This window comes from Aquabacterium sp. A08, from assembly GCF_011742065.1.
Map to the genome: position 1 here is coordinate 26,927 of NZ_JAAQQT010000611.1, position 18,304 is coordinate 45,230.

Below are 18,304 nucleotides of genomic sequence, written 5' to 3' on the forward strand. Positions count from 1 at the left end.
TTGTGCCGTGACCGGTACATGTCTTTATGATGCGCAAGACCCGCTTTCTCTACCCCAAAGGCCCGCCGATGCGTCCCCTCCAGTTGTTCGACCCCGACTCCAGCACCTACACCTACGTCCTGTTCGATGTGGCCACGCGCGAGGCCCTCATCATCGACCCGGTGGACCTGCAACTGGAACGCGACCTGGCGGTGCTGCGCGATTACGGCTTGCGCCTGGTCTGGACGGTGGAAACCCACGCCCACGCCGACCACATCACCAGCGCCGGCAAGCTGGCCGAGCACGCCGGCGCCAAAACCGCCGCGCCGGCCGGCTGCGGCATCACCACCGCGCTGCGCCAGCTGCACGACGGCGACACCCTGGCCTTTGGCGGCCACACCCTGCGCGTGCTGGCCACGCCCGGCCACACCGCCGGCAGCGTCTCCTACCTGTGGGAGGCCGCGGGCGAGCGCCACGTGTTCACCGGCGACACCTTGTTGATCAACGGCTGCGGCCGCACCGATTTCCAGTCCGGCAGCGCCGAGGCGCTGTACCACAGCCTGACCGAGGTGCTGTTCCGCCTGCCCGACGACACCACCGTCTGGCCCGGCCACGACTACCAGGGCCGCACCCACAGCAGCATTGGCCAGGAAAAGGCCGGCAACGCCCGGGTGGCGGGCAAAACGCGCGACGAATTCGTGGCCTTGATGAGCGGTCTTAACCTGCCACGGCCCAAGCGCATCGACGAGGCCGTGCCCGCCAACCTGACCTCGGGCCAGCGCCACGACGCCGACGGCGCGCTGCTGCAGGTGCCCCGGCCGGCCGCCGGTTACGCCGGCGACGTGTCGCCGCTGTTGGCCTGGCAGTGGGTGCAGGCCGGCGAGGCGGTGCTGGTGGACGTGCGCACCGACGCCGAGCGCGAGTGGGTGGGCTACGTGCCCGACGCGGTGCCGTTGGCCTGGAAGCAGTGGCCCGGCATGGCCATGAACCCGGGCTTTGACGCCGGGGTGCAGGCCGCCGCCGGTGGGCGCAAGCTGGTGCTGCTGTGCCGCAGCGGGGTGCGCTCCATCGCCGCGGCCAAGCGCGCCACCGAACTCGGGCTGGAGGCGTACAACATCCTGGAGGGCTTCGAGGGCGACCCCGACGGGCAGGCCCACCGCGGCCAGCGCGGCGGCTGGCGCTTCCATGGCCTGCCGTGGCGCCAGAACTGAGCGTCTGCTCAAACCGCCACCGGGTTTCTACCCACGCCGCGCCGGCTATCATCTGCCCATGACTTTGCTGGCACTGGATGTGGGTAACACGCGCCTGAAATGGGCCTTGTACGAGGCCCCTGGCGTGGGCGCGCGCATGCTGGCGCACGGCGTGCAGTTTCTGGAAAACATCGAGGCCCTGGCCGAAGGCGACTGGGCCACGCTGCGCGCGCCCACCCATGTGCTGGGCTGTGTGGTGGCCGGCGACGCGGTCAAGCGCCGGGTGCAGGAGCAGCTGGAGCTGTGGGACGTGGCCCCGCAATGGGTGGTGTCCAGCGCCGCCGAGGCCGGCCTGACCAATGGCTACGACCACCCGGCGCGGCTGGGCTCCGACCGCTGGGTCGCCATGATCGGCGCGCGCCAGCGCCTGCTGGCGCGGGGCCAGCGGGTGCCCTGCGTGCTGGTCATGGTGGGCACGGCGGTCACGGTCGAGGCCATCGACGCCGACGGCAAGTTCCTGGGCGGCATCATCTTGCCGGGGCACGGCATCATGCTGCGGGCGCTGGAGTCCGGCACCGCCGGGCTGCACGTGCCCACCGGCGAGGTGCGCAACTTTCCCACCAACACCAGCGACGCGCTCACCAGCGGCGGCACCTTTGCCATTGCCGGGGCGGTGCAGCGCATGGTGGACAACCTGCGCCAGCACACCGGCGTGGACCCGGTGTGCGTCATGACCGGCGGCGCCGGCTGGAAAATGGCCCCGAGCATGACGGTGCCGTTCGAGCTGGTGGAACCCTTGATCTTCGATGGCCTGCTGGCCATCGCCCATCACCGTTTTGCCGACGCCAGCCAGCGCGTGGCCAGCTCCACCCAGTAAGTGCCGCCCAGGGGGATCAGGTCGTCGTTGAAGTCGTAGCGCGGGTTGTGCAGGGTGCAGGGCCCGGCGTCGTGGCCGCCGCCTTCGTAGCCGGCGCGGTGCGCACCGTCGCCGTTGCCAATGAACAGGTAGGCCCCAGGCCGGGCCTGCAGCATGTAGGCAAAGTCTTCCGCACCCATGGTGGGCTCCTGCGCCAGCACCATCGCGTCGCCCACCACGTCGCACATCACCCGGCGGGCGAATTCGGCCTCGGCCGGGCTGTTCACCGTGGGTGGGTAGTTGCGCTCGAACTCGAAGTCGCAACTGGCACCGAAAGCCGCACAGGTGTGCTGGGCGATCTCGCGCATGCGCCGCTCGATCAAGTCCAGCACGTCCAGCGTGAAGGTGCGCACCGTGCCCTGGATCTCGCAGTGGTCGGGTACCACGTTGGTGGCTTCGCCGGTGTGGATCATGGTCACGCTGATCACGCCCGCGTCCACCGGCTTCTTGTTGCGGGTGATGACGGTCTGGAAGGCCTGCACCATCTGGCAGGCGATGGGCACCGGGTCGATGCCGTTGTGCGGCAGGGCGGCGTGGCTGCCCTTGCCGCGGATGACGATCTTGAACTCGTTGCTGGAGGCCATCACCGGCCCGGGGCTGACGGCGAAGCTGCCGGCCGGGTAGCCGGGCCAGTTGTGCATGCCGAACACCGCTTCCACGGGGAAGCGTTCGAACAGGCCGTCCTTGATCATCTCGCGAGCGCCGCCGCCGCCTTCTTCGGCCGGCTGGAAGATCAGCACCACGGTGCCGTCGAAGTCGCGGTGCTGGGCCAGGTGCTGGGCCGCGGCCAGCAGCATGGCGGTGTGGCCGTCGTGGCCGCAGGCGTGCATGCGCCCGGCGTGGCGGCTGGCGTGGGCGAAGGTGTTGAGCTCGGTCATGGGCAGGGCGTCCATGTCGGCGCGCAGGCCCACGGCGCGGCCGCAGGCACCGCCGTCGCGGCCGTGCACCACGCCCACCACGCCGGTGCGGCCCAGGCCCCGGTGCACCTCGATGCCCCATTCCGCCAGCTTGCCGGCCACCAGGTCGGCGGTGCGCACTTCCTGAAAGCACAGCTCGGGGTGGGCGTGCAGGTCGCGGCGCAGCTGCGTCAGCTCGGCGGCGTGCGCCAGGATGGAGTCGTTCAGGGTCATGGCCGGTCTCTCTCGCGTGGAACGGCCATGTTAACGAAAACCCGCCGCTTTGTTCGCGTGGGCGCGCGTGTCGCACAATGGCCGCATGGATTTCACCGCCACCCCCGCCGCCCCTGAAACCGGTGTCCGCACCGTCGTCGGTGCCTGCCCGCACGACTGCCCCGACACCTGTTCCTTCGTCACCACCGTGCAGAACGGTGTGGCCGTCAAGGTGCAGGGCAACCCGCATCACCCGCAAACCGGTGGCGTGCTCTGCGCCAAGGTGTCGCGCTACCACGAGCGCACCCACCACCCCGAACGGCTGCTGACGCCGCTCAAGCGGGTGGGGCCCAAGGGCAGTGGGCAGTTCGAGCCGGTGTCGTGGGACGCAGCGCTGGACGACATCGCCGCCCGCCTGCAGGCCATCGCCGCGCGCGACCCGCGTGCCATCCTGCCCTACAGCTACGCCGGCACCATGGGGCTGGTGCAAGGCGAGAGCATCGCCGCGCGCTTTTTCCACCGCCTGGGTGCCTCGTGGCTGGACCGCACTATCTGTGCCTCGGCCGGCGCGGCCGGGCTGGAGTACACCCTGGGCACCAAACAGGGCATGCGGGTCGAGCATTTCGCCGAATCGCGCCTCATCCTCATCTGGGGCAGCAACTCGGTGGGCAGCAACCTGCATTTCTGGCGCCACGCGCAGGAGGCCAAGCGCCGCGGCGCCCGGCTGGTCTGCATCGACCCGCGCCGCAGCGAAACCGCCGACAAGTGCCACGAACATATCGCCCTGCGGCCGGGCACCGACGCGGCGCTCGCCTACGCGCTCATCCACGCCTGCGTCCAGCACGGCTGGGTGGATCACGCCTACCTGGCGCAGCACACGGTGGGCTGGCCGCAGCTGCGCGAACGGGCGCTGCAGTGGCCCCCGGCGCGCGCCGCCGAGGTCTGTGGCGTGCCGGTGGCGCAGATCGAGGCGCTGGCGCGCGACATCGGCACCTGCTTTGAGCAACGGGCGCCGGTGGCCATCCGGCTGAACTACGGCATGCAGCGGGTGCGCGGCGGCGGCAATGCGGTGCGGGCGGTGGCCTGCCTGCCGGTCGTGCTGGGGGCCTGGCGCCACCGGGCCGGGGGGCTGCTGCTCAGCAGTTCCGGCGCGTTTCCGGTGCAGCGCCAGGTGTTGCAGCGGCCCGATCTGTTCGCCGCCTCGGGTCAAGCGCAGCCCCGCGTGGTCAACATGAGCACCATCGGCGACGACCTGCTGCGGCCCACCTCGGCCGAATGGGGCCCGCGCATCGAGGCGCTGGTGGTGTACAACAGCAACCCGGTGGCGGTGGCGCCAGACTCGTCCCAGGTGGTGCAGGGCTTTGCCCGCGACGACCTGTTCACCGTGGTGCTGGAGCACTTCCAGACCGACACCGCCGACTACGCCGACTACCTGCTGCCCGCCACCACCCAGCTGGAACACTGGGACGTGCACGCCAGCTACGGCCACACCGACGTGCTGCTGAACCGCCCGGCCATCGCTCCGGTGGGGCAGGCACGGCCCAACACGCACATCTTCCGCGAACTGGCGCGCCGCATGGGTTACACCGACCCCTGCTTCCAGGACGACGACGAAACCCTGTGCCGCCAGGCCTTTGGCGATGCGGTGGATTTCGACGCGCTGCTGCGCGACGGCTTCGTCACCCTGCCGCTGCCCGAGGCGCCGTTCGCCCAAGGCGGCTTCCCCACGCCGTCGGGCAAGTGCGAGTTCTTCAGCGAACGCCTGGCCGCGCAGGGGCTGGACGGCCTGCCCGAGGTGCTGCCCAACCACGAGGCTCCGGGCAGCGACCCGCGCCACCCGCTGGCCATGATCTCGCCGCCGGCACGCAACTTTCTCAACTCCACCTTCGTCAACGTGCGCTCGTTGCGCGACGCCGAAGGCCAGCCGCTGCTGGAAATCCACCCGCAAGACGCCGTCCCGCGCGGCATCGCCGACGGCAGCACCGTGCGCGTGTTCAACGACCGCGGCCACTATGTTTGCGCCGCCCGGGTGACCGAGCGCGCCCGCCCCGGCGTGGTCAACGGGCTGGGCATCTGGTGGCGCAAGCTCGGGCTCAATGGCACCAACGTGAACGAACTCACCAGCCAGCGCCTGACCGACCTGGGCCGGGCGCCCACGTTTTACGACTGTTTGGTGGAGGTGGCGCCGGCCTGAGCGACCGGCCGCGGGGTCACTCCAGCGTGTCCATCAGGTCGATGTAGCGCTGCATCGCGTCGTCGGCGCTGGTGCCTTTCAAGGCGGCCCAGGCGTCCCACTTGGCGCGGCCCACCAGGTCGCCGAAGCCGGGCTTGGTGGCGGCGTTGTCGCCCTCGGTGGCCTGCTTGTACAGCGCGTAGAGCTTCAGCAGCGTCTGGTTGTCGGGGCGCTGGGTCAGGTCTTTGGTTGCGGCCACAGAAGCTTCAAAAGCGGCTTTCAGGTCAGACACGGGGGGGTTCCTTCGTCAATGGGTTGCGTCGAGCGTGCATTGTGCAACGCGTCCGCACGGTCGCAGGCTCGGTCAGCCCCGCAGGTGTCGCTGCATCGATAATTGGGTGTTCACTTCAGTAGGAGCACCAGGGCATGATTCTCGTCACCGGCGGCGCCGGCTTCATTGGCAGCAACTTCGTGCTCGACTGGCTGGCCCAGTGCGACGAGCCCGTCGTCAACCTCGACAAGCTGACCTACGCCGGCAACCTGGAAAACCTGGCCAGCCTGCAGGGCGACGCGCGCCACTTCTTCGTCCAAGGCGACCTGGGCGACCGCACCCTGGTGGATGCCCTGCTGGCCCAGCACCGTCCGCGCGCCGTGCTGCACTTCGCCGCCGAAAGCCACGTGGACCGCTCCATCCACGGCCCCGAAGACTTCATCCAGACCAACATCGTCGGCACCTTCCGCCTGCTCGAAGCCGTGCGCGCCTACTGGTCCGCCTTGCCCGAGGCCGAGAAAACCGCCTTCCGTTTCCTGCACGTCAGCACCGACGAGGTCTACGGCACCCTGGCCAAGGACGATCCGCCGTTTGCGGAAACCCACCCCTACGAACCCAACAGCCCCTACAGCGCCAGCAAAGCCGCGTCTGACCACCTGGTGCGTGCCTGGCACCACACCTACGGCCTGCCGGTGCTCACCACCAACTGCAGCAACAACTACGGGCCCTACCACTTCCCCGAAAAGCTCATCCCGCTGATGATCGTCAACGCCCTGGCCGGCAAGCCCCTGCCGGTCTATGGCGACGGCCTGCAGGTGCGCGACTGGCTCTACGTGAAAGACCACTGCAGCGCCATCCGCCGCGTGCTGGAGGCTGGCCAACTGGGCGAAACCTACAACGTCGGCGGCTGGAACGAAAAGCCCAACATCGACATCGTGCACACCGTCTGCGCGCTGCTGGATGAGTTGCGCCCCAAGGCCGACGGCAGCAGCTACCAAGCGCAAATCACCCATGTGCAAGACCGTCCCGGCCACGACCGGCGCTACGCCATCGACGCGCGCAAGATCGAGCGCGAACTGGGCTGGAAGCCGGCCGAAACCTTCGAGACCGGCATCCGCAAGACGGTGCAGTGGTACCTGGATCACCCGGAGTGGGTGCAGCACGTGCAAAGCGGCAGCTACCGGGACTGGGTGAGCCAACAGTACGGCGCCGCTGCCGCCGCCCACGCCGCATGAGCCCGCTGCGCATTTTGCTGCTGGGCAAAAACGGCCAGGTGGGTTGGGAGCTGCAACGCAGCCTGGCACCGCTGGGCCAGCTCATCGCGCTGGACCGCGACGGCTTGACGCCCCAGCAAGCCGCCCAACTGCCCGCGTGGCAGGGCCTGCCCCCGCTGGACCAGCCCTTGTGCGGCGATCTGTCCGACCTGGCGGGCCTGGCCCGCACGGTCCATGCCGTGCGCCCGCAGGTCATCGTCAACGCGGCCGCCTACACCGCCGTGGACAAAGCCGAGTCCGACGTGGCCCTGGCCCGCCGCATCAACGCCGAGGCCCCGGGCGTGCTGGCCCAGGCCGCGCACGCCGTGGGGGCCTGGCTGGTGCATTACAGCACCGACTACGTTTTTAACGGCGGCGGCCACACCCCCTGGCAGGAAGGCGACGCCACCGGCCCGCTCAATGCCTACGGCCTCACCAAGCTCGAGGGTGAGCAGCGCATCCTGCAGGCCAGCCGCCAGCACCTCATCCTGCGCACCAGTTGGGTGTACGCCGCGCGCGGCGGCAACTTCGCCAAAACCATGCTGCGCCTGGCGCGCGAGCGCGAACGTCTCACCGTCATCGACGACCAGTTTGGCGCGCCTACCGGGGCCGAGCTGATTGCCGACGTTACCGCCCACTGCATACGCCACCTGCTGCGCACCGGCGAAGGGCAGGGCACCTACCACCTGGCGGCGGCTGGCGAAACCACGTGGCACGGCTATGCCCGGCACGTCGTCGCCCAGGCGCAGCACCTGCAGCCCCAGGGCGGCTGGCAGGTCCAGTCCATCGACCCGGTGCCCACCACCGCCTTCCCCACCCCCGCGCGCCGGCCGCACAACTCGCGGCTCAACACGGCGCTGCTGCAAAGCATCTTTGGGCTTACCCTGCCGCCTTGGCAGCAAGGTGTGGACCGCATGCTGGCCGAGGTGTTGCCATGAACGATCAGGCACCGGCCGAGGCCAACTTGGCCGCGCTGGCGGAAGTGCTTCAACGCCAGCCCGAACTGGAATTTGCTGTCCTTGTGGGCAGCCGTGCGAACGGTACCGCCACGGCAGGCAGCGATTGGGACATTGCCATCCGTTGGCAGCGCGGGTTGAATCCCGTGCAACGGCTGGAAGCCACCGAGTCGCTGCGCTTGCAACTGTCACAGGCCATCGCCAGTCCCCCTGAAGCGATCGACCTGATCGATCTGGTGCAGGCGCGGCTGGCCATGCGTGCATTGGTGGCAGAGGAAGGGCGTGTGCTCGCCGGCGAGAATGGCTTGCCCTGGATGCGATTCCTGCAAACCACGTGGGCTGAAATAGAAGATTTTCATTGGAGGCGGCAACATGCGGCTTGAGCTTTACGAGGCGGAGTGCCAGCGCATTGCGCAAGAGTGCGGCGCCATGCTCAACGAGGCCAAGGCTTTGTTTGCGACCCCGGGCCGGGTCTTGACGCCACTTGAACAAGGCGGCGTATTGCATGCCTTGCAGATCCTGATCGAAAACGCCATAGGTAAAGCCAAGCATAGCCTCAAAGCCGCTGGAGCAGATGTACCTGTCTCTGCTTACGACGCGTTTGCAGCGATGGCTCACCACAAGCTGATTTCTCAGAATGACCTGCCGCAGTGGAATGCCATCGTGGGTTTGCGCAATCGCATCGTTCACGACTACATGAACGTCGACATGGCACAAATTGCCGCCATCGTGCAGGATGATCGATACGCTTTCCTGATTGATTTTTTGCAGAACCCCATTCACGCACCATGACCCCACGCAAAGGCCTCATCCTCGCCGGCGGCTCCGGCACGCGGCTGCACCCGGCCACACTGGCCATCAGCAAACAGCTGCTGCCGGTGTACGACAAGCCCATGATCTATTACCCGCTCAGCACCCTCATGCTGGCCGGCATGCGCGACGTGCTCGTCATCAGCACCCCGCAAGACACGCCGCGCTTCCAGCAACTGCTGGGCGACGGCAGCCAGTGGGGCATGAACCTGCAGTACGCAGTGCAGCCCAGCCCCGATGGGCTGGCCCAAGCTTTCATCATTGGCGAGCCCTTCATAGGCAACGCTCCCAGCGCTCTGGTGCTGGGCGACAACATCTACTACGGGCACGACTTTCAGCCCCTGCTCAAAGCGGCCGACGCGCAAACCACCGGCGCCACCGTGTTCGCCTACCACGTGCAAGACCCGGAACGCTACGGCGTGGTGGAGTTCAACGCCCAGGGCCAGGCCATCAGCATTCAAGAAAAGCCCAAGGCCCCCAAGAGCAACTACGCCGTCACCGGCCTGTACTTTTACGACCCGCAGGTGGTGGACATTGCCAAGGCCGTCCAGCCCAGCGCGCGGGGCGAATTGGAAATTACCACCGTCAACCAGACGTACCTGCAGCAAGGCCAACTGAACGTGCAGACCATGGGCCGGGGCTACGCCTGGCTGGACACCGGTACCCACGACAGTCTGCTCGACGCGGGGCAGTTCATCGCCACGCTGGAGCGGCGCCAGGGCCTGAAGATTGCCTGCCCGGAAGAAATCGCCTGGCGCAACGGCTGGATCGGTGCCGAGCAACTGCAGCAGCTCGCGCAGCCCCTGGCCAAGAGCGGTTATGGGCAATACCTGCTGGGTTTGCTCAAGTAAAGGTAGCCATGCCCTACACCGTCACCCCCACCGCCATCCCCGAAGTCCTGGTGCTTGAACCCAAAGTGTTCGGCGATGCACGCGGCTTCTTCTTCGAAAGTTTCAACCAGCGCGACTTTGAACAGGCCACCGGCCTGCAGGGCGTGCAATTCGTACAAGACAACCACAGCAAATCCGCCCGGGGTGTGCTGCGCGGGCTGCATTACCAAATCCAGCACCCTCAGGGCAAGCTTGTGCGGGTGGTGCAGGGCGAGGTGTTCGACGTGGCGGTCGACCTGCGCCAAAGCAGCCCCACCTTTGGCCAGTGGGTGGGCGAGGTGCTCAGTGCCAGCAACCACAAGCAGATGTGGATTCCCCCGGGCTTTGCGCATGGCTTTCTCACCTTGAGTGAGTCGGCCGAGTTCCTGTACAAAACTACCGACTACTGGTACTCGGAGCACGAGCGCAGCCTGTTGTGGAGCGACTCGCAGTTGGACATACATTGGCCGTTGCAAGGCGAGCCCCTATTGGCTGCGAAAGATGTTGCAGCGTTGACATTTCGGCAAGCCGAATTGTTTCCCTGACGTGTAACACCGGTAGCCAGCCTTTGCTGGCTGCCAATTCTGTGCCACCCTTCTGGCAAAATACGGCGATTAACAGACACATCAGGGAAAAATGCTCATCCCGGTTATTCTCTCCGGCGGTGCCGGAACCCGCTTGTGGCCCGTATCTCGCGAAGGCCACCCCAAACCGTTTATGAAGCTCGCCGACGGGGAGTCGCTGCTCTTCAAAACTTACCGCCGTGCCGCGGCGGTGGCAGATGCTTTGAGCAGCAGCGCCGGTGAAGTGCTCACCGTCACCAATCGCGACTACTACTTCATGAGCAAAGACGAGCTGGCCGCCGCCCAACTGGGCGAGCGCCATCCCGGCGTGTTTTTGCTTGAGCCCGTTGGCCGCAATACGGCGCCTGCCGTGGCACTGGCCGCCCACCAGGTGGCCGAACAGCATGGCCCAGACGCCTTGATGCTGGTCCTTGCGGCGGACCATCTCATTCAAGATCAGGCCCGCTTCACTTCTGCCGTGGCCGATGCCGCTGCCCTGGCCCAGCAAGGCTATCTGGTCACCTTCGGCATCGTGCCCACCGGGCCCGAAACCGGGTTTGGCTACATAGAAGCCGGTGAAGCCCTTGTCCAAGGCCGCAAAGCGGTTCGGTTTGTCGAAAAACCCTCGCTCGACAAAGCGCAGGCCTACCTGGCCAGCGGGAACTTCTACTGGAATTCGGGCATGTTCTGCTTCCAGGCGGGCCGCTTGCTGGAAGAAATGGCTGAGCACGCCCCCGACGTGGCCACTGCGGTGCAAGCCTGCTGGCAAGCCCTCAATGCCCAGCCCAACGCCACTGGCCACATGCTCGACATTCCGGCCCAGGCGTTTGCTCAGGTGCCCGACATCTCCATCGACTACGCCGTCATGGAACGCTCCAACCGCGTGGCCGTGGTGCCTTCCGATTTCGGCTGGAGCGACATTGGTTCCTGGAATGCGGTCAAGGATCTCGTGGTGCCTGATGGCGCAGATAACCGTGTTGTGGGCGAAGCCATTTTCGTCGACAGCCGCAACACCTTCGTGCAGAGTGAAGACCGGCTGGTGGCCACCGTGGGGGTGAACGACCTCATGATCATCGACACGCCAGACGCCCTGCTGGTGGCCCATCCCGACAAGGCGCAAGACGTGAAAAAGGTGGTGGCCCAGCTCAAAACCAATGGGCACGAAGCCTACAAGTTGCATCGCACCGTGGCACGCCCCTGGGGCACCTACACCGTGCTGGAAGAGGGGCCCCGCTTTAAAATCAAGCGCATCGAAGTCAAGCCCGGCGCCAGTCTCAGCCTGCAAATGCACCACCACCGTAGCGAGCACTGGATCGTCGTCAGCGGCATGGCCAGGGTCGTCAACGGTGAGCGTGAAATCATGGTAGGCACCAACGAATCCACCTACATTCCGGCGGGGCACAAGCACCGGCTCGAAAACCCTGGCGTGCTCGACCTGGTGATGATCGAGGTGCAAAGCGGCGAATACCTGGGAGAGGACGACATCGTCCGCTTCCAGGACTACTACGGGCGGGTGTGATGCTGGGTATGCTGCGCCCCGTGTGGGCCTACCGCGGCTTTGTGCTGGGCAACGTCAAGCGCGAGTTCCAGCTCAAGTACCGCAACTCCCTGTTGGGCGCGGCGTGGACGGTGTTGCAGCCCTTGGCCATGATTCTGGTGTACACCGTCATCTTCTCGCAAATCATGCGGGCCAAGTTGCCGGGGGTGGACAGCACCTTTGGCTACAGCATTTACCTGTGCGCAGGCATCCTCACATGGGGGTTGTTTGCCGAAATCACCACCCGCAGCCAGAACATGTTTCTGGACAACGCCAACCTGCTCAAAAAACTCACCTTCCCAAGGTTGTGTCTGCCCGTCACGGTAGTGGCCACCGGTTTGCTCAACTTCGGTATTGTGTTTGGGCTGTTTACAGCCTTTTTGCTGCTCACCGGCAACTTCCCGGGCTGGGCTTACTTGGCGCTGGCCCCAGTGCTGGCCGTGTTGGTGCTGTTTGCCATTGGGCTGGGCATGGTGCTGGGCGTGCTTAACGTGTTTTTTCGCGACGTGGGGCAGTTCTTCGGCATCTTCGTCACGTTCTGGTTCTGGCTCACGCCCATCGTGTACCCACCCACCATCCTCCCCGAGCGGCTGCAGCCCCTCATGGCACTCAACCCCATGGCCAGTGTCATGGCTGCCGTACAAGGCGTGCTGGTGCGGGGCGATTGGCCGCAGTGGAGCTCGTTGCTGTACCCGTTGGCTCTGGCGCTGTTGCTGTGTGGGCTGGGCCTGCGCGTGTTTCGCCAACGTGCGGGCGAAATGGTGGATGAACTGTAATGGGCACCATCACCGTTTCTAACTTGGGCAAAGCCTACAAGCAGTACCCCACCCGCTGGGCGCGGCTGGCCGAATGGGTGGACCCCCGCAACAAACCCCGCCACCACCTGCACTGGGTGCTGAAAGACATCAACTTCACCGTTCAGCCTGGTGAGGCGGTGGGCATCATCGGCATCAACGGGGCGGGCAAGAGCACCCTGCTCAAGCTCATTACCGGCACCACCCAGCCCACCACCGGCCGCGTGCACATGACGGGCCGCGTGGCCGCCCTGTTGGAACTGGGCATGGGCTTCCACCCGGACTTTACCGGGCGGCAAAACGCGTTCATGGCGGGGCAATTGCTGGGCATGGACAGCGAAACCATTGCCCGCCTGATGCCGGACATTGAAGCGTTTGCTGAGATTGGCGAGTACATTGACCAGCCGGTGCGCGTGTACAGCAGCGGCATGCAGATGCGCCTGGCCTTCAGCGTGGCCACGGCCATCCGGCCGGACATTCTCATCGTGGACGAAGCCCTCTCGGTAGGCGATGCCTACTTCCAACACAAGAGCTTTGACCGCATCCGCGAATTCCGCAAGCAGGGCACAACGCTGCTCATCGTCAGCCACGACAAGCAGGCCATCATCAGCATTTGCGACCGGGCCATCTTGCTCCGTGCCGGACAACTCGCCATGCAAGGCGAGCCCGAAGCGGTGATGGACTACTACAACGCCCTGTTGGCTGACCATCAGAATCAAACCGTTCAACAAGTGGCCACCGAGAATGGCCGGGTGCAGACCATTTCCGGCACCGGCGAAGCCTGTGTTTCGGCGATCTCCCTGGTCGATAGCAACGGCAAGCCATTGGAAGTGGTGGATGTGGGCCAACCCGTCCGCTTGCGCGTAGAAGTGACCGCCAATGCAGCCATGCAACGTCTTGTGCTGGGCTATGGCATCAAAGATCGACTTGGGCAGGTCATTTATGGCACGAATACCGACCTTAAACAGCAGCCCTTGTTGGATGTAAAACAAGGCGAACGTTATGTTTTTGAGATTGCCTTTCCTGCCAATCTGGGGTCTGGTACTTACTCCGTACAAACGGCGTTGGTCAGCTCGGATACGCACTTGGACAAGAACTATGAATGGCGTGATCTGGCGCTGGTTTTTGACGTGGTCAATTTCAGTAAACCGCACTTTGCCGGTTGTGCGTGGCTAGACCCGGTCATCGGGATCTCTCGCTCATGACCTTCATTTCCTACGCCCAAAACGGCGAAGACGTGATGCTTTGGCGCGCGCTCAAGCACGTCGAGCGCGGCTTTTATATCGACGTCGGCGCCAATCACCCGTCTGACGATTCGGTCACCAAGGCGTTTTACGACCTGGGCTGGCACGGCCTGAACATCGAACCGCTGGACGAGCACATCTCACAGCTACGCGCCGAGCGGCTGCGCGACATCAATCTGCAAGTGGCGGTTGGCGCTAGCGTGGGCGAGATCACCCTGTACAACACCGAGGTGCGTGGCCTAGCCACCGCTTCGGCCGAAGTGGCCGAACGCCACGCCAGCCAGGGCCTGACCACCCACGTCAGCGTGGTGCCGATGCGCCCACTGAGCGATATCTGCGCCGAATATGCCGCCGGCCGGGAGATTCATTTTCTCAAGATCGACGTCGAAGGCTTTGAAGCCGACGTGCTCAAGGGCATGGATTTTCAGCGCTTTCGGCCGTGGATCGTGCTGGTGGAAGCCACCCTGCCCAACTCGCAGCAGATCAACGCCGATTGGGAGCCGATGATCATTGGTGCCGGCTATCGCTGGGTTTATTTCGACGGTCTGAACCGCTATTACGTCGCCGGCGAACACGCCGGGCTGGCCGACGCCTTTCGCGCGCCGCCCAATGTGTTTGACGGCCATATCCCCGCTGAACAGCACCGGCTGGCCCAGGAGCTGGCCGCCGCGCACAAGGCGACCGAACGCGAATGGCTGCGCGCCAAGAAGGCGCAGGCGCTGGCCGAGCAGACCCGCGCCACTCTGCAAGCCGAGCTGGATCGCGTGTACAGCAGCAAATCCTGGCGGCTCACCCGTCCCTTGCGCGCGGTGATGGGCCTGCTGCGCCAACTGCGCGACGAAGCGCCGCGCCACAAGCAACAGGCCCGCGCCAGGCTGATGGCCAGGCTGTCGCGCCCCAGCGGCGCGGTGCTGGCCGTGCTGGAGTGCCACCCGGCGCTGAAGCAGGCGCTGATTGCAGTGGCCAAACGGCTGGGCGTGTACAGTTTTTTGCAGGCGCTCAAATCGAAGGCGCTGACCCGGCGCGAATTGCAGCTGTACACCGCTACAGGCGAGCTGCGCCCGCATCCGCGGGTTTTGCCAGCCTTTCCCACCCTGCCGGAAACCCTGCTGCTTGCTAAGCCCGCCAAGGCCGCCTCGCGCTGGGTGCGGCTGACCGGCCATGTGGAAGGCCATTACAGCCTGGCCATTGTCAACCGTGGCCTGGCTGGCGCGTTGGAGCGCATCAACCAGCAGCGCTTGAGCTTTGTGCCTTACCACGGCCAGCCCTACGCCGAAGCGCCCAAGCTGCCGGCCGAGCAAGACGCGCAGCTGCACGCCGCGCTGCGCCGTGCCGTGCCGAATGATGCCGTCGGTGAGGCAATTTCCGTGGTGCACCACTATCCCTTCATCACCGACGCCCGGCCGGCCGGCCAGCGCGGCGTTGTGTTTTTCTGGGAAGAAACCTCCGTCCCGGCCGACACCATTGCCCATATGAACGCCCATTTTGACGTGGTGTGGGTGGCAGCGGAGTCAGTCAAGCGCGCTTTGCTCAACTCGGGATGCCGTCCGCCGGTGTTCGTGATTCCGATGGGCATCGATCACCTGATTCCTGCTGATGCCGAACCGCTGGGCGCGCTGCGCGTGGCCGATGGCCAGCGCCTGCGCTTTTTGCATGTGTCTTCGGTGTTCGAACGCAAGGGCGCCGATGTGCTGCTGGCCGCCTATCTGGACGCCTTCAGCTCCGACGACGCCGTCGAGCTGTACATCAAGACCTTCCCCAACCCGCACAACCAGATTCACCAGCAGCTGCAAGCGCTGTCGGCCGGGCGCGACAAACCGGCGCGGGTAATCATTGACGAAGCGCCGCTGGACGACGCGGGCATGCTGGCACTGTACCGCAGCGCCCACGCCATGGTGCTGCCCACCCGTGGCGAAGGCTTTAACCTGCCGGCGGCCGAGGCCTTGGCCATGGCCCTGCCGGTGGTCACCACTGGCCACAGCGCCCAGGCGGATTTTTGCAGCCACGCCACCGCCACGCTGGTGAACTTCCACTTTGCCGCTTCGCGCAGCCATGTGCGCGCCAGCGACGCCTGCTGGCTGGAGCCCGACCGCGCCGACCTGGCCGCCAAGCTGCAACTGGTGCGCCAGCGCATCCTGGCCGATGACCCGGCCTTGCAAGCGCAGCGCGACTCCGGTATGCGCCATGTGCGCGACACCTACCGCTGGGACAATGGCGCGCGCGGCCTGCTGGCCAGCGCCGACTGGCTGGCGCGCCAGCCCAAGGCTGAGCCCGGCCCGCTGCGCTTGGCTCTGCTCAGCCCCTGGGCCATCCGCTGCGGCATTGCAGAATACAGCCACAAGCTGCTGCGCGCCATGGTGGACGCCCCCGAGGTGGCGCTTACCGTGTATTGCGACGACCGCACCGACATCCCGCCGGCCAATGCCCTATCCAGCTGGACGCTGGGCCATAACGACAGCGTGCCCGGCGTGCTTGAGCGCATCGGCCAGAGCGACGCGCAAGTGGTGCTGGTGCAGCATCAGCCCAGCTTGTTCCCCTTGTCTGACGCTTGTTGCACCCAACTGGCCGCGTTGAGCCAGCAAGGCCGCGTGGTGATGTTGGAGCTGCACTCCACCCTGCCGCTGCTGGTGGAATGCCGGGTATCGGCCGCCGCCGTAAGCGCGCTGGCGCAGATCGACCGCATCATCGTGCACAAGCCGGAAGATCTCAATCACATGCTGGCGCTGGGCCTGGCCGACAATGTTATGCTGCTGCATCACGGTGTGGTGCAGCCGCTGGCCGACCCGCAGCCCGAAGCCGTGCGCGCCGAGCTGGGCATTCCGGTCGATGCGCTGGTGCTGGGCTGTTTCGGCTTTGCCTTGGAGCACAAGGGCATCGACACCTTGGTGGAAACCATCAAGCCGCTGGCTGGGGCCAGCGGCCGCGCCGTACACTTGCTGGCCCTTAACTCGATTCTGGACGAGCGCAGCGAGCGCATGATCGAGCAATACCAGCAGCGCGCCCGTCAGCTGGGTGTGGACGGTCAGATTCACTGGATTACCGACTACCGGCCGATTGAAACCTGCCAGCGTCTGTTGGGCGCGGCCGACTATATTGTTTTTCCGTACAAGCACACCCGCGAAAGCGCCAGCGGCGCGGTCACCATTGGTCTTTCCACCCTCAAGCCGGTGCTGGTCAGCCCGCTGGAGATTTTCTCCGACCTGCCGGACGTCACCTGGAAGATGGACGGCCACGAGGCCGACGATATCGTGCGCGCAGTGCAGGCGCTGAGCGCTCAGCCCGAGGCCGCTGCTGCGCAGATTGCCCGCCAGCGGGACTGGCTGAGCGCGCGTGACTGGGATAGCCTGTCAGCCCGCCTGCTAACGGTGATGGGCGCCTTGCGCCGCGAGCGCCGCCTGGCCGACGTCATCGCTCCGGCGCGGCGTGCTTGGCAGGCCGGTTGGACCGCCCAGCGCCGCAAGCAATTGCTGGTGGACGTCTCCGAGCTGTATCACCGTGACGCCCGCACCGGCATTCAGCGGGTGGTGCGCAGCATCCTTAACGAGCTGTTTCTCCAGCCGCCGACCGGTTACGACATCTGCCCGGTCTACGGCGACAAGACCGAAGGCTTCCGTTACACCGGCAAATTCCACCTTAAGGGTGCCGGTGAGCCTCGCGAAGGCCAGCCGGTGCAGGTCGGGCCGAGCGATGTGTTTCTGGGCCTGGACCTGGCCGCCCACCTGTTCCCCGAAGCCGAGCAACAGCTAGCGGCTTTCCGTCTGGCCGGCGCGCGGGTGTATTACGTGGTGTACGACATAATTCCGCTGCGCCATGCCCGGTTCACCGTGGCTGGCATCACCCAGGCTTTTGATGTTTGGCTGCGCAGCCTGGCGCGTTGCGCCGACGGGCTGATTTGTATTTCTGACGCGGTGGCGCAGGACGTGGCCGCTTGGCTGCGGGAGCAAGCCCCCAGCGCGCCGCTGCCGATGATTGGCCACTTTCATCTGGGCGCCGACCTCGACAGCTCCACCCCCACGCGCGGCCTGCCGGCCGACGCCGAGGCCACGCTGGCCCGCATGGACGGCAGGGTGAGCTTTTTGATGGTGAGCACCATCGAGCCGCGCAAGGGTCACGCGCAGACGCTGGCCGCGTTCGAACAGCTGTGGGCCGACGGCGACGACAGCCTGCTGGTGCTGGTGGGTAAGCAGGGCTGGAAGATGGACGAATTCGCCCAGCAGCTGCGCCAGCATCCGCAAGCCGGCAAAAATCTCCTATGGCTGGAAGGCGCCAGTGACGAGTATCTTGAAAAAATCTATGCTCGGGCCGATTGTCTGATTGCCGCCTCGGAATGCGAAGGTTTTGGCCTGCCGCTGATCGAAGCGGCCCAACACAAACTGCCGATACTTGCGCGTGACATTGCCGTGTTCCGCGAGGTAGCCGGTGAGCATGCCTGTTACTTCACCGCAGATAAACCCGAGCAGCTAGCGCAAGCTATTAAATCTTGGTTGGGACTCTACAGAAACAACGCGCACCCCAAGTCGGATGACATGCCCTCCCTGACCTGGAAACAGAGCGTACAACAGTTGCTGGCTTCCATCGAGTTCGCGCAGGCAGACTTACAAATGTCTACCACTAAAGATCAAACTAAGGAAGTTGCATAA

General features: G+C 65.5%; 15 protein-coding genes and 1 pseudogene. 14 read left to right on the forward strand and 2 right to left on the reverse strand.

Features of this window, described 5'->3' with window-relative positions; all coding sequences use genetic code 11:
* Positions 1-68: 68 nt before the first annotated feature.
* The 3 genes and pseudogenes from HA630_RS23620 to HA630_RS10325 all read left to right on the forward strand — a co-directional run.
* Positions 69-761: pseudogene (locus HA630_RS23620) on the forward strand (MBL fold metallo-hydrolase); the annotation flags it as partial.
* A 21-nt stretch (positions 762-782) separates the two neighbouring features.
* Positions 783-1,190 (forward strand): rhodanese-like domain-containing protein, encoded by a 408-nt coding sequence (locus HA630_RS23625; protein WP_243855437.1) that lies wholly within the window; start codon positions 783-785, stop codon positions 1,188-1,190.
* Positions 1,191-1,248: 58 nt separating this feature from the next.
* Positions 1,249-2,046, forward strand: coding sequence for a type III pantothenate kinase (locus HA630_RS10325; protein WP_166834450.1), 798 nt, complete (start codon positions 1,249-1,251; stop codon positions 2,044-2,046).
* Here the strand turns inward: HA630_RS10325 and HA630_RS10330 are convergent.
* Positions 1,998-3,215 carry a M20 aminoacylase family protein gene (locus tag HA630_RS10330; RefSeq protein ID WP_166834451.1) on the reverse strand — a complete coding sequence of 406 codons (1,218 nt, stop codon included), beginning with the start codon at positions 3,213-3,215 and terminating at the stop codon, positions 1,998-2,000. The genes HA630_RS10325 and HA630_RS10330 overlap by 49 nt on opposite strands.
* Positions 3,216-3,300: 85 nt before the next feature.
* On the opposite strand from HA630_RS10330, the gene HA630_RS10335 reads away from it, so the two are divergent.
* Positions 3,301-5,388 carry a molybdopterin-dependent oxidoreductase gene (locus HA630_RS10335; protein ID WP_166834452.1) on the forward strand — a complete coding sequence of 696 codons (2,088 nt, stop codon included), beginning with the start codon at positions 3,301-3,303 and terminating at the stop codon, positions 5,386-5,388.
* Between the two features lie 16 nt (positions 5,389-5,404).
* Here HA630_RS10335 and HA630_RS10340 read toward each other — a convergent pair whose 3' ends face one another.
* Positions 5,405-5,659: an acyl-CoA-binding protein gene (locus HA630_RS10340; protein ID WP_166834453.1), complete on the reverse strand. Its 255-nt coding sequence runs from the start codon at positions 5,657-5,659 to the stop codon at positions 5,405-5,407.
* Positions 5,660-5,793: 134 nt separating this feature from the next.
* On the opposite strand from HA630_RS10340, the gene rfbB reads away from it, so the two are divergent.
* The 10 genes from rfbB (at position 5,794) to HA630_RS10390 (ending at position 18,304) form a co-directional block, all read left to right on the forward strand.
* The gene (gene rfbB, locus HA630_RS10345) at positions 5,794-6,873 is read left to right on the forward strand and encodes a dTDP-glucose 4,6-dehydratase (RefSeq protein ID WP_166834486.1); all 1,080 of its coding nucleotides are present in this window, start codon (positions 5,794-5,796) and stop codon (positions 6,871-6,873) included.
* Between the two features lie 5 nt (positions 6,874-6,878).
* A complete protein-coding gene (gene rfbD, locus HA630_RS10350) occupies positions 6,879-7,829 on the forward strand; it encodes a dTDP-4-dehydrorhamnose reductase (protein ID WP_166834526.1) in 951 nt (316 codons plus the stop codon).
* Positions 7,826-8,230: a type VII toxin-antitoxin system MntA family adenylyltransferase antitoxin gene (gene mntA, locus HA630_RS10355; RefSeq protein ID WP_166834488.1), complete on the forward strand. Its 405-nt coding sequence runs from the start codon at positions 7,826-7,828 to the stop codon at positions 8,228-8,230. The genes rfbD and mntA overlap by 4 nt, the downstream gene beginning before the upstream one ends.
* Positions 8,220-8,639 carry a type VII toxin-antitoxin system HepT family RNase toxin gene (gene hepT / locus HA630_RS10360; RefSeq protein ID WP_166834490.1) on the forward strand — a complete coding sequence of 140 codons (420 nt, stop codon included), beginning with the start codon at positions 8,220-8,222 and terminating at the stop codon, positions 8,637-8,639. The genes mntA and hepT overlap by 11 nt, the downstream gene beginning before the upstream one ends.
* Complete coding sequence (rfbA, locus tag HA630_RS10365; RefSeq protein WP_166834492.1) at positions 8,636-9,508, forward strand: glucose-1-phosphate thymidylyltransferase RfbA; 873 nt, start codon at positions 8,636-8,638, stop codon at positions 9,506-9,508. The genes hepT and rfbA overlap by 4 nt, the downstream gene beginning before the upstream one ends.
* A gap of 8 nt (positions 9,509-9,516) precedes the next feature.
* Complete coding sequence (gene rfbC / locus HA630_RS10370; protein WP_166834494.1) at positions 9,517-10,071, forward strand: dTDP-4-dehydrorhamnose 3,5-epimerase; 555 nt, start codon at positions 9,517-9,519, stop codon at positions 10,069-10,071.
* A 91-nt stretch (positions 10,072-10,162) separates the two neighbouring features.
* Positions 10,163-11,608, forward strand: a complete 1,446-nt coding sequence (locus HA630_RS10375; protein WP_166834496.1) for a mannose-1-phosphate guanylyltransferase/mannose-6-phosphate isomerase — start codon at positions 10,163-10,165, stop codon at positions 11,606-11,608.
* Positions 11,608-12,402, forward strand: a complete 795-nt coding sequence (locus HA630_RS10380) for an ABC transporter permease (protein ID WP_166834498.1) — start codon at positions 11,608-11,610, stop codon at positions 12,400-12,402. The genes HA630_RS10375 and HA630_RS10380 overlap by 1 nt, the downstream gene beginning before the upstream one ends.
* Entirely contained in the window at positions 12,402-13,625 is a 1,224-nt protein-coding gene (locus HA630_RS10385; protein ID WP_166834500.1) for an ABC transporter ATP-binding protein, read from the forward strand. The genes HA630_RS10380 and HA630_RS10385 overlap by 1 nt, the downstream gene beginning before the upstream one ends.
* Entirely contained in the window at positions 13,622-18,304 is a 4,683-nt protein-coding gene (locus HA630_RS10390) for an FkbM family methyltransferase (protein WP_166834502.1), read from the forward strand. The genes HA630_RS10385 and HA630_RS10390 overlap by 4 nt, the downstream gene beginning before the upstream one ends.